Source organism: Amazonocrinis nigriterrae CENA67, from assembly GCF_016056305.1.
Classification (GTDB): Bacteria; Cyanobacteriota; Cyanobacteriia; order Cyanobacteriales; family Nostocaceae; genus Amazonocrinis; species Amazonocrinis nigriterrae.
In genome coordinates this window covers 33722-49115 of sequence record NZ_JAECZC010000009.1, presented here as the reverse complement: position 1 = coordinate 49115, position 15394 = coordinate 33722, and the positions used below count along the sequence as shown (strand labels likewise).

Genomic DNA, 15394 nt, shown 5'->3' with positions numbered 1-15394 from the left:
CCTCAGAAATTGACGCAGGTATTGCTTATCAGACTGATATCAAGTTTAAGCGATCGCCCTCTTTTTTCCTGTTTCCTCTGCCGTTCACTTAAAAAGAGCGATCGCTTATTTATCCTTCTTTCAAGAAACACAGGGAGTGGGAGAAGAAAGTGTTTCTTTCATTCATAGCGGGTGGCAGTGCCGCCAGTGCGGCTGCTCCTAAGAAATCGCAAGGTTTTTTAGGAGAAGTTATAGCAGTCGAAGCATAGTTTCGGAGAGTGCTGATTGCTCAAAGCCTTAAAATAACTTCCTTTCTACTCAGCAACGCCACATGCTCCACTTGGTGAGGGAGTTGCCGTCTTGGTGAGGCAGTGCGGGAAGCCGCAGAAGCGTCTACAGCACTCCGCACTTTGCTATACTTATGCTTTACCTAATGTCTTTTGTTGTTGTTTACGCTTCAATACTGAACCAGCACTTAAAGTACTTACTGCCAGTAACGCTGATAGCAATGTAGGTTCGGGAACAGGTGTAACTGTTTCGTTAAAGGTAAAGTTATCTAGTGCAAACTGTGTACCGAGACCCTTGCCTATAAGATAATCTGGCTCAACTCCACCAAAGGAAGTAAACCTTAACTCATCAACACCAAAAAAATCAAAATTAACTAAAGTTGGATTGGTGGTATCTACAACTACAGTTTTTGAATAGAGAGTTGTACCTTTGTTTAACCCTTCTACAGTAACCGAAAGACCATCATTCCAAGCAGCTGTTAGGTAAGCACTGTTGAAGTCAAAAACCCTATCACTTAGTATAGCTTGGTTTCCAAACCCATTGTAGCTAACATAGTCTCCTGAAACTCTTCCATTGTCATAGCCTGTATCTAAAGCAGTAATATCCGAGCCATTTTTATAGAAAAAATTATCCCAATTAAATCCTCCGTAACCGTCAGGAATTTCAGCTAAATCTGGAATAGGCGCTATGTCATCAAATGTTAAAACAGCTGCCTGTGCTACTGTTCCTATTCCCAAAGCAGCAATTGGTGCTACCACAGCAACAGTCAAGAAATTTTTCATTATTTTGAAGGATAAATTATTAGCTGTACCTATTTAGGAAATAGTGTATTAAAAATACACTTACGTATGTATTTCAACAATACAGCAAACAGCAAAATAGGTGAATAATTATACGTAGTTTTTTGATAAATTTTTGATGAATAAGACGCAGCGCAATGTATAAATTTGATAAACAACTGGTCTTCCTAAAAATAACAAGTAGTCGTTTGAGAAGTTTGCTCAGACTACAGTCTCCATTACATGCAAATCTCTAGAACTACAGCAACCCTGCCAATGTAAAGAAAAGTTTTAAAGTTTAGTTTTCTGGAACATTCGACGTTGACGCCTATTATCAGAGTGAGGTTTTCGCAGCGGTACCACCTCAGCTTCACTACTTTCGCGGGCTACCCTAATCAGTAAGCCAGTAGCTACCAAGCTGGCAATCATAGAATTACCACCATAACTAAACATGGGCAAGGGCAAGCCTGTAGTCGGTAGAGAACCTGTAGCAACACCGATATGTAATAACGATTGTCCTACCATTAAAATGGTCACACCGATCGCTACCAGTCGATTGATGGGATTCTTCGCCTTTAATGCCACTATGAGTCCGAGGGTAGCAAATACAGCTAAGAGTAGCAATAAGACAATACTGCCAACAAAGCCAAACTCTTCAGCGAACACAGCAAAAATAAAATCAGTGTCTTGAATTGGTAAATAAAACAGCTTTTGTTGAGAAAGCCCAAATCCCGCGCCCCAAGTTCTACCAGAACCTACCGCTAGCAAACTTTGTACTAACTGGTAGCCATCGCCTGTAGCGTCTGCCCAAGGATTTAAAAATGACATTACCCGCTTACGCTGATATTCTTTAATGCTGATGCTGAGTACTGCTAGTAGTACTCCACCAACTGCTGTTCCCCCCAAGTACTTGTAAGGTAAACCAGCGGCTAGGGCAATTAGCCAAATAGTCATACCGCAAAGTGCTGTTGTACTCAAGTTAGGTTGGGCGAGAATTCCTATCAGCACCAAACCGAAAATACCCAGCCAAGTGAAACGGACTCGCCAAGTTAACCGTTCCCACTGTCCAAACAGCCGCGCACTTTGCAATACCAAAAAAGGTTTAATCAATTCTGAGGGTTGAATTGGGATCGGCCCAATAGCTATCCAGCGTGCTGCGTCAAAAGCCTTTCTACCCAATCCTGGTATTAATGTAACAAAAATTAACAGTAAAAATAACGCTAAAAACCAATGGGAAATCCCCAAAATTTTCCGCAAGGGGAGATTAACAATAAAATTAAAGCCTATTAAGGAAACTAACACCCAAAGGATTTGGCGCTTAAAGTAGTACAGTCCATCATTTTGACGCGCATCAGCAACAGCATAGGATGCTGAAAACAACATGATCAAACCGATGAACAGCCAAATCAATGTTAGCCAGCGCAGCAACCGCGCCTCTAATGCCCAGCTGGATACGGAGTCATCAAAAATTGGAATCAGGCGGCGTAGATTCACGATTCGATACAAAAGTTAGGAGTTAAGAGTTAGGAGTTAGAAACATCAACTGATAACTTATAACTTATAACTCATAACTCATAATTATTGAAAATGAATTTTTCCCTAACCTCTAATCTCTGTATTTTATTAACCTCTGCGGTTAAATAAATTACTTTAGATTTGCTTAAACGCAGAGGATGACACTTGTATAGTAAGCAGGTACAGTCGAATGACACGAAGAAAGGGTGAAACCTTTTCACAACGAGCCATCACTGCATCAATTGCATTGCTGAGTGAATTCATAAACACCTGATTCAATTGTCCAGCATAGCACTCTACCTTTGGTAATTGACTATAATCTTTAAGCACTTGAATCGGAATACAATTCTCTATTCCTTCGAGATGACTTTGTAAAATCATTAATGTACTGTTAATTCCTTCATGGATATCAACAGGTTTAATTTCTGCCTCATCTAAACGGGAAAAATTACGAAGTTAAAGTACAATTTCACGAATTATATCTGCCCCTATTTGCATAGAGGTCATAACTTTAGGCAAATCATCTAGCAGAAAATTCAAATCTATGTTTTTTATCTTTTCTTCAATATCATTCAGAGGACTAGAATAATACTGTTGCAGGAAAGAAGGTTTTATTGTTTCTGGAAAGTTGCATTAATTAGTAATGAAGTAAACTTGATAATTGTGAAAAATTTTTTCGAGGAATTATCAAGGAATAATAAAAGCGTCATCTGTGATCAGCCAGAATATATAGCGATCTGAATTGGTAAGAAAATGCTAGCTAAAAACAGTATAATTTACTACAAATTTACTTAAGGATATTAATGTGAATGCGATCGCTAAGCTAAAATACATTTGCGCAATCACTTGATCTGACCGTTCTTTGTCATTGTTAAGCCAGTACGGTCTTAGGGTCTCCCACCTCACCGCAGTGGCTCCACCCTGCGGGTTCGCCGTTAGGCGTTATCGTACCCCTACGGGGAAACAAGCTACGCGTAGCGTCTTTGAAAGAGAAGAGTAGCCGCACCAAGCGTCTACAGCACTCAGCACTCAGCACTTTACTATAAGTGCCAGTAGAGATGTCTAAAGCAGTGAGTTATGAACCAGTATTTGGCAGTAATCTTCTTATTCTTATACGTTCAATGCCATCATCTCTAGACTTAGAACCCAGAAGGTGATTATTAATAATGAAGAGACGCAAACCTTCGCGTCTCTTCAACTTGGGAAAAATGCAAAATTTTTATTTGGTAAAGTGTGAAACTCAACAGTGTTAGTCACAGAGAGTACACAAAATGGTATCTTAGCTTCCTCGCACAGTTTATATTAAGAACTGTGGTTAACTAACCTACATTTTTTAACCAGGAGTTTTAACCTGACGTGCCAGTTCTAGATAAGCACTCATGTTTGCTCCCGGACGGCGACGACCGTTAGAACCGCTACCTGTAGGAGCAAGATATGTGGGCGCAAAGGTGGTTTCTTTTGGCTCCTCTTTAACTGCTTTAGCTGCTGCTTTAGCATTTTTGTCGGGTTCAACTTTCAGACCTTCAGCAGTCTGGACTAATTGAACATCAGCTGGTTTTGTCTTTTTGGATGTTTTAGCTTTGGTTTTAGCTGCGGCGGTTTTTGTTCCGTTCAATGACGCTGGCTGTGATGGAGCTGGTGCTTCGGATACAACTGTTTCTACTGCTTTTTTAGCGTTCGCTGCAACTTCTTTAGCAGCCTCTACTGGCTTTGCATCTTTGGCTTCGTCTAGTTCCAAATAGTATCCACCGCCTTTTTTCTTACCAGGCAATAACCCAGTAATAAATCCTACGATCCCACTAATTAAACTCGTGATTAACTTTTTGATAGAACCGAACATTAGAATTGCTCCTGCCTTTGATATCTGTAATGTTGGCCGTAATATTAAAAACTACAGCAAAATGTTACATTTTTTTGCGCTACACTATCGCGCTGACCAGCTTTATAGATTTGTACTAATCAACATTGTAGTAAGACTACAGGGCAAATGTTATCAACTTTGCAAGCACTTGCAACCTGTAGACACCGAGAATTAATTATTAAATTTTACTGTAACTGAGGGCAAGATTCTGAAAGTTTGCTTAACATAAATTAACATTTATGACTCGGCAAATAATTATTTGCACTCAACCAGTAGGAGGAGTGTCACAGCCTAGAGACAGGTAGCCGCAGTACTCAGTTAAATTTTCTACAGACTTGATGCAGGCGAGTTTGGCAGATGAACACTCAAAATCAGCAAAATAATCCTGTTTTATTAGTACATGGCATTGAGGATACAGGAGCAGTTTTTGACAAAATGGCGGCTTACTTGAGGTATCTGGGGTGGTCTGTGTACACGCTGGATCTCGTGCCCAACAATGGTGATGCTGGCCTTGATGTATTAGCAAAGCAGGTAGCTGATTATGTGGCAGCCAACTTTGCCATAGAGCAACCGCTGGACTTGATAGGCTTCAGTATGGGAGGAATTGTTAGCCGTTACTATGTTCAACGCTTGGGAGGCATTAACCGTGTGCAGCGCTTTATTACTATCTCTTCACCTCATCATGGAACTGTGATTGCCTTTGCTTCACAGCGTCGTGGCTGTATGCAAATGCGCCCCAACAGTGCTTTTATCAAAAATTTAAATTCTGATGCTGCAATGTTAAGACATCTGAATTTTACGTCGATATGGACACCTTATGATTTGATGATTGTACCAACAAGCAGTTCACAATTGCCTGTAGGAAAAGAAGTGATATTACCAGTGGCGCTACACTCTTGGATGCTGGGAGACTCCAGATGTTTGGCAGCAGTAGCAACTGCCTTAACAGAACCGATTAACCCCTATCCCCAATTTGGGTATACTCATAGCTTCCAAAAATCGCCTCTGGGTGGCGGTAATATTTGAGTTCTATCAGGTTGTAAAAAGGATCTTCTAAAAAGAAAGTGCAATGCTCAAGGTGAGAACCAACAAAGCGATTTTTTGGTTCTTCACGAAAAAGCAGCTGTTGTTGTTGTGCCTTTTTTAGTAAATCCTCCCAATCACGCTCTTGGGTGAAAATTAGCCCAAAATGTCTGGGATAGATCGTGCGTTGGCGTGTTAAATCCTCTCTAGTGACATGGGCTACCAATTGATGACCATAGAAGTTGAGAATTAAAGCTTGGGGGTTTTCACGACCAGGGATACAGCCCAATCCATCGACATAATAAGCCTTTGTCTGAGCAATATCAGTCACGGGGAAAGCCAGATGAAATAAAGTTTGGCTCATATTTAACAATAAGTACACTCATGGGGCATGGGGAATTGGGCATAGGCGAGCCACTGCGGTCTTGGGCTTTGCCCAAGTGGAGCAAGTGGCGTCATGGGGCATGAGGGAAAGAAAAAACATAGTTAGATTTAATTATGCCCAATTAGTTATTTACCATTTTAGGTCTTACGTACTGAGGCGAAAAATCTGGGGTTTGGGCAGGAATGTAGCAAAGCAGGTGAGTTCTTGAGCAGGAGGCAAAGAGGTAAGTAGGGCGGTGCAATTAAAGATAACTGGCTAGGACTGTCATTTGTCATTTGTAAGGGTTTAAAGCCCATTTATGTTTCGTAACATAGTTTGGTTTATTTCCACCGACTTACTTAAATTGCGAATTTATTGTTTTAAAGTTTGTTTGTGGTCAACTTGAATACAGTTTAATATAAAATTATCTTATATTATATTAATGGTGTTTGCATGAATGATTAAGTCTAATATGCTTTTATTTACTTAATTTTACAAGCAAATACTGGGTTAAAACTTTGAATACAGGCATTAAAATTTACTTATTGATTAACTATAACTTTTCCAGGTCTTTTGGTAAACAAAAGTTGTTCTTGAGATTAGGCACTGGGGCTAGGAAGGAATTTAGTTTATAAAATAAGTTTTTCTGACTAACACCCAATCCTTAAATCCCCAGAAAACACCCAAGTTCCAAAATTGGTTATTCTGTTGGTATTCTGGCAAAACTACTCGTGATTCATTGTTGATGTTATCTTTAATTAACTCTGCGAATCCTTGGTTAGTGGGAGCAGGATTGAACACAATTTTATTGGGTTTAGCTTGGATTGCTCCTAAAAAGCTGCTGACCCCAGCGGGATTATTCCACGCCTGGTTACTAGGCGTACTAATTTGGGGAACTTTAGGTTGGTGGGGATATGTGGTTGTAATGTTCTACTTTTTGGTTGGTTCTGGTGTGACACGCATTGGCATGGCACAAAAGGAAGCTGAAGGGATAGCTGAAAAGCGTTCTGGGGCAAGAGGCCCAGAAAATGTCTGGGGTTCGGCTTTAACTGGAGCGTTGTGTGCTTTGGGAGTCGGGATTATAAATTCAGGATTTTTTACATCCAGTCAAGAGTCCCTAGTGTCCAGTCTCCACTCCCTACTTTTATTAGGGTACGTGGCAAGTTTTAGTACTAAGCTTTCTGACACCTGTGCTAGCGAAGTTGGCAAAGCATACGGTAAAAGTACGTTTTTGATTACTACACTACAGCCAGTACCTCGTGGCACAGAAGGAGCAGTGAGCTTGGAGGGAACTTTAGCTGGTGTGGGGGGTTCAATTGCGATCGCTATCATAGCCTGGGCAGTCGGTTTGATTAATCTATTGGGGATACTTTGGTGTGTATTGGCAGCTTTTATTGCCACTAATTTAGAAAGTGTTATTGGCGCAACACTGCAATCTAAATACAACTGGCTAACCAATGAAGTAGTCAATATTTTGAATACATTAATTGGTGCGATCGCAGCAATATTACTTGCTTGGATCTGGACAAGTACCTTGGGCTAATTATTTTCCTGACTTCTCTGGAGATTTAAAAGTAATTTCAGGCAACGCACTTGTGGTGTTGTTGCTGTAGTGCTATGCAATAAATAGCATAAGCATTAACTCTTTACTAAAAAATGTCAATTACAATACTAAATTATTTTCTGTAAAGAATAGCTGGCTTCTAGAGGTTTGCAATATACATTTTAATTTTTACAAAATCTTAGCTGTTTTTATTGGTTTAATTCATGGAAACTTTATCATTTTTGACAGTCGATGACCAACCAATTTCTATTGACAAAGCAGTAAAATATCTCCAAGCCTCTGGAAAATTAGCACAGTTCATTGGCGATATTCTTCGTCAGCACGTCATTGAGCAAGAAATACAAACACGAGACGATATTGAAATCAGCCCAGCTTTAACAGAACAGGCAATTATCGATTTTCGCCTTAACAACAAACTTACAGACCCGCAAAGTTTTCAAGAATGGCTCAAGAGTAATGGCACAGATTACACTACATTTCACACATCAGTTGCTTTTAGCTTTAAGTTAGAAAAACTTAAAGCTTTAGTGACAGAACCAAAACTCCCAGAATATTTTATTGAACGTAAGATTTTTCTGGATCGGGTGATCCTCTCTCGGATTGTTGTTAAGAATCGAGAACTCAGTGAAGAACTACAAACCCAAATCGAAGAAGGAGGTAGCTTTGAACAACTAGCTAAAGAGTATTCAGTAGCAGATGATCGAATTGTCAACGGCATGATGGGGCCCATTAGCCGGGGAACAATGCCAGATAAACTCAGAGCTGCTATTGATGCGGCAAGCCCTGGACAACTGGTAGGGCCAATAGAAATCGAAGGAAGTTATGGTTTGTTTCGAGTAGAACAATTTGTGCCAGCTTCTTTAGAAGATACTCAACTCAAGCAAGCATTACAAAATGAATTATTTGAAAAATGGCTAGCCCAGAAAATTCAAAAGCTGACAGTCAAACTACAAGTGAACTAAAACTTCTGGATAATGGATCTCTACAAGTAAACGTACTAGCTTGCGTGCCTTGGGATCAGCCGCCTCTATGCTGGCTGACTCCTGAACAACAAACTCACTTACAAAATCAGTGCCAAACCTGTCAATATCGTCTTGGAGAAAAAATCTGGTCAAGTGAAATCGGAGGTCAGCAATTCTTCATTGTTGCTGGTAAAGTCCGCTTGCGGAGTGAAGCCCGCAATCTTGGGGAGCAAGATGTCGGCAAACCTTTGGCAGCCTTACAGGCAGGAGATTGGTTTGGCGACTTACAAAAGCTTTCTGTCGAGTATAAAGCTGTAGCTGCCAGTAAAGAAGTAGTAGTGGTGTGTTGGGATACAGCATTATTAACAGAAGTTTCCACACCGCAAATGGAGGAGTTTTGGCAAAGTTCACAAGAGGATGGGGGGAGCAGGGGAGCAGAGGAGCAGGGGGGCACAGGAGCAGGGGAGAAGTTATTACTAGATTCTCCCCATCGCCCCATCTCCTCATCTCCCTCATGTCCCTCATCCCCCTCACCTCCCTCACCTCCCTCATCTGTAATATCCGGTTATCCTTTTGTTTATAGCTGGAATACAGCTGCTGCCTGTTTAACAATGGCGGCTCAACAGTTGGAAAATCCTGTAAAACTGGAATGGGTACAACGCCAACTCAGGGGAGAACGCCCGAAACATGTTATTGAAGCAGCAGAAAAATTAGGGTTGGTTTTGCAGCAGTTGCAAGTGAGTTGGCTTGATTTGCGGCAGTTATCATTTCCAGCTTTACTACAGTGGAAATCTGACTCACAGCCAACACCTTCTTGGGTAGTGGCTTATGGAGTGAAAGGTTCTAGCCTAATTATTGGTAATCCCTTAAATGCCGATCATACTTGCGAAAGCGTTCCCCAATCAGTAGTTGAAGCTGCTTGGGATGGCAAGCTGTGGCAAGTAGAAGTTATATCCAAGCAAGAAAAATTTAACCTGAGTTGGTTTACTCCAGCAGTTTGGAAGTTCCGCAACTTGCTAGGAGAAGTCTTGCTGGCATCGTTTACGTTGCAGCTTTTAGGGTTAGGTACACCATTAATTACGCAAGTCGTCATTGACAAAGTGATGGTGCAAGAGAGTTTGCCGACTCTTGATGTCATGGCGATCGCGCTTTTATTGGTAGCTTTATTCGAGGCTATACTCGGCATTCTGCGACTATTTATCTTTACCCATACAGCTCGTCGCTTAGATTTGAGCTTATCGGCACAACTATTTCGGCATCTGATGCGTCTGCCTTTGGCTTATTTTGAGTCGCGGCGCGTCGGTGACACAGTAGCTAGAGTTCAAGAGCTAGAACAAATCCGTCAGTTTCTGACTGGTACAGCATTAACTGTAATTCTAGATAGCATCTTTGCTGTGGTCTACCTGGCATTGATGTTTTACTATAATATCCCGCTGACCTTTGTGGCTTTGGCAGTACTACCACTGTTTGCTACTTTGACCATAGTTGCTACACCAATTCTTCGGGGTTGGCTCAACGAAACTTTTAACCGCAGTGCTGATAGTCAATCGTTTTTAGTTGAGACAGTCACAGGAATTCACTCAGTTAAAGCTCATGCAGCAGAACCAGTAGCACGCGATCGCTGGGAAGGCTTATTTGCTCGCTTTATCCGTACTGGTTTTAAAGCTTCTACTACCTCTAACATTAGCAGTAATATTGGTGACTTTCTCACCAATCTTTCCTCTCTACTGATTCTGTGGTTTGGTGCCAAGTTGGTTATTGAACAAAAACTCACTATCGGTCAGCTTGTAGCCTTTCAAATGCTGTGTGGGAGAGTCACAGGCCCACTTTTGAGGTTAGTGCAATTGTGGCAAAATCTGCAACAAGTCTTACTTTCTGTAGACCGCATAGGAGACATCCTCAACGTTGCCCCAGAAGCAGAAGCCGGAACTGGTTTAGTTTTACCACCCCTCAAAGGTCAAGTCACCTTCGAGCAAGTGTTTTTCCGGTATCAACCGCATACTGAACCAGTGTTGCGAGGCATTTCCTTTAATGTGGAACCAGGACAGTTTGTTGGCATTGTCGGACGTAGCGGTTCTGGTAAAAGTACCCTCTCTAAGCTGTTACAACGCCTCTATCAAATTGAATCAGGACGCATCCTCATTGATGGTTTTGATATCAAAAGTGCTGATTTAGCTTCATTGCGACAACAAACTGGTGTAGTTCTCCAAGAAGACTTTTTATTTAACGGTACTATCTTGGAAAATATTACTCTTGGCAATCCCGACATTACTGCCGAGCAAGTAGTAGAAGCTGCAAGACTAGCTGTAGCCCATGACTTTATTAGTCAATTGCCCTACGGTTACGAAACTAATGTGGGTGAACGCGGTACAGCTTTATCTGGTGGACAGCGCCAACGCATTGCCTTAGCACGATTATTTCTTTCCCAAGCACCAATTTTGGTATTGGATGAAGCTACCAGCGCTTTGGATAGTGAAACTGAACAGCAAGTACTGCAAAACTTGCAAAAAATATCTGCTAATCGTACTGTATTCCTGATTGCTCACCGCTTTGCACCCCTCAAACGTGCTGATTTAATTTTGGTGTTAGAGCGAGGTGTAATTGCTGAACGTGGAACCCACTCACAGTTGTTGCAACAAAAAGGCTTGTACTGGTCACTATATCAACGGCAGCAGGCAAACATTTAGAGGGTGTTGTAAGAAACAGCGTTTTGACATCTGTTCAATCTCCCACCAAAAAATAAATTTTTAGCTAGTAGCTCAAGTCTACGCTTTATGGCAAAGTGCTGAGTGCTGATACCAATTTAGATTGGAGACAGGGCAGATAAGGGAAACTGAGAATCATCGTTTAGAGATATCTACCGATGGTTGGTGTGACCTCAATTGAAGTCAAGGAAAGTTTGGATGATTTGGTAGAAAACCTGAGTTCGACAGACCTCTCCCTCCTGGCCTCCCTCTCCATTTAGGCGAGGGAGGAGTAACGAAAAAATAAGGGTTTTACTCCCCTCTCCTTGTAGGAGAGGGGTTGGGGGAGAGGTCGAAACAGTATTCATCGAACTCACGTTAGAAAGGTTGCGTCAAGCCGAAACAGCAACAGCAAAAGAACGTTAGCAAGTACTGTACTGGCTCAAACAGGAGAATGCACCGACGAGAACTGCGATCGCCAAAGCCATCGGGAAACATCGCAACACAAAAAGCAGAAGCCGCAACAGCCAGAGTCCTTTAAAAAAAACTTGCAGATGACCTGGAGTTGTTGAGTCAGTATGATCGGCAAGTTCGCCAACAAGAACGCCCAATTCGCTACTTCGCTGACTTTGGAGAGTCGTTTTGGACTGCATACACTGCTCGGACGCTTGATTAGTGCCTGTGGAGTCAAACCCATAGGAGCATGGCAGTGGTTATTCAAAGCCTTTTGGCTCTCTGGTGCGGTTGAACCTGCAACAGGAGAATCCTTTTTTTTACAGTTTTCTCATGTTGATAGCATTGGGTATCAACAGTTTTTAAATGAATTTTCTCAAGCATATCCAGATAATCTCAACATTCTTCAAGTTGATCAAGGGCGCTTTCATACAAGTAAGCATCTGATTTTGCCTGAGAATGTGATGAGAGTTGTTTCAACCACCTTAGTGTCCATAACTCAATCCCATTGAGCGGCTATGGGCACATCTAAAAGCTGATCTCAAATGGGCTTGTTTCCACACACTCGATCAACTGCAAGCTAAAGTCGATCAACTCTTAGCTGAGTTAACACCAAAAGTGATTATGTCCATTACGGGGTATTCCTTCATTCTCGATGCCCTATTTGCCCTAAACATCGTTTAAATTGGTATAACCAAGTGAAAGACATTCATGAAGCGATGCCTTGTAGTAAGCTAACTGGTAAATGCGATCGCTGATGACGACAAATCTTGGTGTAAAGTTATTCCATTGCAGAACGGAAGGCAGGAGCAGGAAAAAGACTTTGCAAACCAGCCAGCCTTTCACTTAAGGATTCTGGAGCATAATTCCAAAGGCTTTCGTAGTAGAAGAAGGCAACACCTAAACCTCGTCCTTGGGCAGCGCGCACCTGAGACTGAATTTGTTGTATTGGAACTGGACGATTTCGCATTCCTGCCATGATTCCAATACCAGTAGGTACCATTTGTTGCGCTTCTTGAATTTCTGAGCGGGAAATATTGGCAATAAAGCTTTGGAGATCGGGACGATAGATTTGTACGATTAGCTCATCGACAATATTTAGCCGCATCCAAGTCAGCCAGTCTTGTAGTTGAAACTTGTAAGCAAAGTCGTAGTAATTGGGAGCAACAGAGAAAATGGCTTTGCTGTTTCTCTGTTTTACGGCTTGGTTGAGTTTTACCATAAACGCCGTAATTTTATCCGCCCGCCAACGTACCCATTCTGGATCTTCAGGATTAATAGGGGGATTTTTCTTAGTTTCCTGAGTGTACAACTTAAGTGTATATGGGTCGTAGCCAAATTCACGGGGCAAACTCATATGATCGTCAAACTGAATACCATCAACATCATATTGAGTGACGATTTCTAGTACGAGACTGGTAATAAACTGTTGCACTTCTGGATGAAATGGATTAAGCCACATAACTTCACCAGCAGCGCTAATAGAAGTTTGGCTACCATCCCGCTGTTGCGTGAACCACTCTGGATGGTTTAATGTAAGTTCTGAGGTTGGAGGAGCCATTAATCCAAACTCAAACCAGGGAATCACAAATAAACCTTGGCGATGAGCTTGAGCAATGAGGTCTGCTAGAATATCATGTCCATCAGAGCCGCGGAAGACAAAGGGTTGGATACCCGTATTGCGTGCTACAGCACTGGGATACATTACATAGCCGGAATTCCACACTACCGGATAAATAGTATTGAAATTTAGCTGTCGCAATTGACTTACGGCATTCTGCACTTTCGCACGATCCTTGAGGGTGTCAAAATCATTAATTGTCATCCAAACGCCACGAATTTCTTGGCGGGGTATCTGCGCGATCGCACCGGAAGTAAAACTGTTCACCAACAATACTGTGGCAAAGGATATCAATACAAAAATTGGAAATAGATTCTTGAGTGATGTCTTTTTAATGATTGTACTTTTGAAGCAATGCTGCCGTCTGAGGAGGGGAAATGCCATTTGCTTCAACTCAGCAAAGCCTTTGAGCAGTTCTTTTTGGAGGAAATCAACTCTACTATACTGCTTCAAAGCAGAGCGTCCATACCGCCAACCCTGGAAAATGAAACTTAATTTCATAAGTTTGAACAATTTGTTAGCTACCCACACTTGGCATCGCAAACTTTGATCACGGAACCTCCTAACCTGATAGTCTAAGAGCATTTTTGCTTACTAGAAAATTGGTTAGTTAGTACTTTTCCATTGAATGCAACGCATCAAAATTTTGCCTCACATAAACTGAAGCAGATTTAGCACACCAATATCAATATTGACGTAGATAGTAGCTCATTAGTGCCTTACAAAGCTGTAGTTAAGGGCAAAAGCTGAATTTAAGAATAAATATACTACTTATAGTAAAACTCTGTATTTATACTGGATCGTAAGTTTTCTCTAGTACAGTAGAACTTACTTATATAGTAATTTTGGTTGTATCACATTTGTGTCAGTTTAATCTAATTACATAGATACAAAGTAGCTTGCTGTCATGCTAATTCATAATTCCTAATTAGGAAAGTTAGATTTTATCTATGTAACATTGTTTGTATCTGTAACTTAATTTGGGGAAATTAGTATTAGGCATCTAAGTTAATTTAAATATACACAGTATAAGTTGAGGGCGATCGCTACATTTCTGTTGTGATTGATAAAATAATAGCTTAAGCATTATATACCTATGAACTATGAATGGATTAAACATGAATTAGACAACTTCCCCAGTATCAAGCTACTGTGAGTAAAAATGCTTGTTTGATTTTGTGTTTTCTACATGGACAATTTAAGGTAACTCAACAAGTTTGAATTCCACAGTTGGAGATAGAAATCAAGTTGGGAGATTATCTAGATTCTCTTGGGGAAATTGATATAAATGATTACCCAAACAGCCACTATCTCAATGAGTAGTGGGAAGATTGTAAATCTTGTTGGATAACTATACCTTTTAAAGGATATAAGTAAATGCAGGATACATCAAATTTTAAGCAAAAATATTTGCTTGGGAAGGCACTTGAAACTGCACTGAAAAAAGGTGATACAAGTAGTTTAAAACAATTGATTCAAAATAGAATTAACATTAATATCCGACTTGATGACGAGCAGACTTCTCTCATGGAAGCAGTACGTGCAGGAGATATTAATGTTGTTCGTATGCTTGTTGAAGCTGGAGCAGATGTTAACGCTCAAGATAACAGTGGACTTTCGGCTATATGGAAAGCTGCTTACTGGGGACTACAGGAAATTTTTGATTATCTTGCACCTCTAACTTCCTTTGATTTAAGACAGGAAGCTCAAGAGATACTGCCTAAAGGTTTGGTGTATCGTCAAAGAGCAGATGATAATTTTACAGAAGATTTTATAGCATCTGCTGCAATAGGAGATAGCAATGCAGTTCTGGCTGCAATCAGGCAAGGAGTAAATGTCAACGCTATTGGTAGTGATGGAACTCCGGCCCTTGTTCCATCAGCTTTCTGGGGTCATATACCTGTAGTTAAGTTGTTGCTCAAGCATGGAGCTGATGTAAACTGCAAAACAGAAGATGAGCAAAAAACTCCACTAATTGCGGCAGCAGAAGGAACGAGTCTTGCGAGATATCCAACATTTACCTCACTTACAACAGATGAAAATCAGATTACTGTAATTAAACTTTTACTTGAGATGGGTGCAGATATTAATGCAAAAACAAATGAAGGTAGAAATGCGCTCATGGCAGTTGCTAATGCAGGTAGTATAAACAGTGTTCAATTATTAATTAGATATGGTGCAAAAATTGATGGGAAAGATAATAGAGTAGATACAGCATTAAGCCTTGCAAAACTTGCAGGACATACCGATATTGTTAATTTTTTGCTGAAAACAAGAGCAAAAGAAGATTAAAATAAAAAA

Annotated in this window: 12 protein-coding genes; 6 read left to right on the top strand and 6 right to left on the bottom strand. The window is 40.9% G+C overall.

All coding sequences use genetic code 11. The annotated features are described in order from the left end of the window. Positions 1-398: 398 nt before the first annotated feature. From I8748_RS07245 to I8748_RS07235, 3 genes are all read right to left on the bottom strand, one after another. Positions 399-1049, bottom strand: coding sequence for a PEP-CTERM sorting domain-containing protein (locus tag I8748_RS07245; RefSeq protein ID WP_198123974.1), 651 nt, complete (start codon positions 1047-1049; stop codon positions 399-401). Between the two features lie 288 nt (positions 1050-1337). Continuing rightward, on the bottom strand, positions 1338-2540 hold the full coding sequence (locus I8748_RS07240) for an FtsW/RodA/SpoVE family cell cycle protein (RefSeq protein WP_198123973.1): 1203 nt from the start codon (positions 2538-2540) through the stop codon (positions 1338-1340). Positions 2541-3894: 1354 nt separating this feature from the next. Next, on the bottom strand, positions 3895-4401 hold the full coding sequence (locus I8748_RS07235; protein ID WP_198123972.1) for a hypothetical protein: 507 nt from the start codon (positions 4399-4401) through the stop codon (positions 3895-3897). A gap of 378 nt (positions 4402-4779) precedes the next feature. On the opposite strand from I8748_RS07235, the gene I8748_RS07230 reads away from it, so the two are divergent. Next, positions 4780-5448, top strand: a complete 669-nt coding sequence (locus I8748_RS07230) for an esterase/lipase family protein (RefSeq protein WP_198123971.1) — start codon at positions 4780-4782, stop codon at positions 5446-5448. On the opposite strand, the gene I8748_RS07225 is transcribed toward I8748_RS07230, so the two are convergent. Further along, positions 5378-5809, bottom strand: a complete 432-nt coding sequence (locus tag I8748_RS07225) for a VOC family protein (protein WP_198123970.1) — start codon at positions 5807-5809, stop codon at positions 5378-5380. The two genes, I8748_RS07230 and I8748_RS07225, sit on opposite strands and share 71 nt — an antisense overlap. Positions 5810-6554: 745 nt before the next feature. On the opposite strand from I8748_RS07225, the gene I8748_RS07220 reads away from it, so the two are divergent. The 3 genes from I8748_RS07220 to I8748_RS07210 all read left to right on the top strand — a co-directional run bounded on the left by I8748_RS07220 (position 6555) and on the right by I8748_RS07210 (position 11022). Further along, the gene (locus I8748_RS07220; protein ID WP_198123969.1) at positions 6555-7352 is read left to right on the top strand and encodes a TIGR00297 family protein; all 798 of its coding nucleotides are present in this window, start codon (positions 6555-6557) and stop codon (positions 7350-7352) included. 224 nt (positions 7353-7576) lie between these two features. Further along, positions 7577-8335, top strand: a complete 759-nt coding sequence (locus I8748_RS07215) for a peptidylprolyl isomerase (protein ID WP_198123968.1) — start codon at positions 7577-7579, stop codon at positions 8333-8335. Next, positions 8284-11022, top strand: a complete 2739-nt coding sequence (locus I8748_RS07210) for a peptidase domain-containing ABC transporter (protein WP_198123967.1) — start codon at positions 8284-8286, stop codon at positions 11020-11022. The genes I8748_RS07215 and I8748_RS07210 overlap by 52 nt, the downstream gene beginning before the upstream one ends. 419 nt (positions 11023-11441) lie before the next feature. On the opposite strand, the gene I8748_RS34540 is transcribed toward I8748_RS07210, so the two are convergent. Continuing rightward, positions 11442-11672 carry a hypothetical protein gene (locus I8748_RS34540; RefSeq protein WP_214662445.1) on the bottom strand — a complete coding sequence of 77 codons (231 nt, stop codon included), beginning with the start codon at positions 11670-11672 and terminating at the stop codon, positions 11442-11444. 15 nt (positions 11673-11687) lie between these two features. Here I8748_RS34540 and I8748_RS07205 point away from each other — a divergent pair, with 15 nt between their 5' ends. Further along, positions 11688-11984, top strand: a complete 297-nt coding sequence (locus I8748_RS07205) for a hypothetical protein (RefSeq protein ID WP_214662461.1) — start codon at positions 11688-11690, stop codon at positions 11982-11984. A 269-nt stretch (positions 11985-12253) separates the two neighbouring features. Here the strand turns inward: I8748_RS07205 and I8748_RS07200 are convergent, their stop codons facing one another. Next, on the bottom strand, positions 12254-13477 hold the full coding sequence (locus tag I8748_RS07200) for a glycoside hydrolase family 10 protein (RefSeq protein WP_225896354.1): 1224 nt from the start codon (positions 13475-13477) through the stop codon (positions 12254-12256). A 993-nt stretch (positions 13478-14470) separates the two neighbouring features. Here I8748_RS07200 and I8748_RS07195 point away from each other — a divergent pair. Next, complete coding sequence (locus I8748_RS07195; RefSeq protein ID WP_198123964.1) at positions 14471-15385, top strand: ankyrin repeat domain-containing protein; 915 nt, start codon at positions 14471-14473, stop codon at positions 15383-15385. Positions 15386-15394: the final 9 nt, after the last annotated feature.

Bases quoted from the DNA above. Each gene is read 5' to 3' on its own strand.
- I8748_RS07245 (WP_198123974.1), bottom strand. From the start codon at position 1,049: ATGAAAAATTTCTTGACTGTTGCTGTGGTAGCACCAATTGCTGCTTTG.
- I8748_RS07235 (WP_198123972.1), bottom strand. From the start codon at position 4,401: ATGTTCGGTTCTATCAAAAAGTTAATCACGAGTTTAATTAGTGGGATC.
- I8748_RS07230 (WP_198123971.1), top strand. From the start codon at position 4,780: ATGAACACTCAAAATCAGCAAAATAATCCTGTTTTATTAGTACATGGC.
- I8748_RS07225 (WP_198123970.1), bottom strand. From the start codon at position 5,809: ATGAGCCAAACTTTATTTCATCTGGCTTTCCCCGTGACTGATATTGCT.
- I8748_RS07220 (WP_198123969.1), top strand. From the start codon at position 6,555: ATGTTATCTTTAATTAACTCTGCGAATCCTTGGTTAGTGGGAGCAGGA.
- I8748_RS07215 (WP_198123968.1), top strand. From the start codon at position 7,577: ATGGAAACTTTATCATTTTTGACAGTCGATGACCAACCAATTTCTATT.
- I8748_RS07210 (WP_198123967.1), top strand. From the start codon at position 8,284: ATGGCTAGCCCAGAAAATTCAAAAGCTGACAGTCAAACTACAAGTGAA.
- I8748_RS34540 (WP_214662445.1), bottom strand. From the start codon at position 11,672: ATGCAGTCCAAAACGACTCTCCAAAGTCAGCGAAGTAGCGAATTGGGC.
- I8748_RS07200 (WP_225896354.1), bottom strand. From the start codon at position 13,477: ATGGCATTTCCCCTCCTCAGACGGCAGCATTGCTTCAAAAGTACAATC.
- I8748_RS07195 (WP_198123964.1), top strand. From the start codon at position 14,471: ATGCAGGATACATCAAATTTTAAGCAAAAATATTTGCTTGGGAAGGCA.